Origin of the sequence: Bacillus sp. SIMBA_074 (genome assembly GCF_046534555.1) — a bacterium.
Taxonomy (GTDB): domain Bacteria; phylum Bacillota; class Bacilli; order Bacillales; family Bacillaceae_G; genus Bacillus_A; species Bacillus_A mycoides.
On record NZ_JAWRYM010000401.1, the window covers coordinates 1 to 278 of the forward strand.

Genomic DNA, 278 nt, shown 5'->3' on the forward strand with positions numbered 1-278 from the left:
TTGCGAATGACATCAGGCAGATATTGGAGTGTCACTGCAATCTCTGTAATTCCGTGTTTTTTCAGAAGATCAATCGTGTACTCCATGCAAGGACGGTTTAACAATGGCACCATTGGTTTTGGAGTATGGGATGTTAACGGACGTAGACGGGTACCTTTACCGCCAGCCATGATTACTGCCTTCATCTTTCTTAGTTCCTCCTTCATCGTCTACATTTCCTAAGTTGATCCGACTCCTACCTCATGTGAAGACTTCGTCAGCAAGCGATATTGCTCGAT

At 44.6% G+C, this 278-nt stretch carries 1 protein-coding gene; it reads right to left on the reverse strand.

The window, feature by feature from the left end:
- Positions 1-185: nucleotidyltransferase family protein (locus SB773_RS31320; RefSeq protein WP_410594184.1), on the reverse strand; the 185-nt coding region annotated here is incomplete at its 3' end.
- Positions 186-278: the final 93 nt, after the last annotated feature.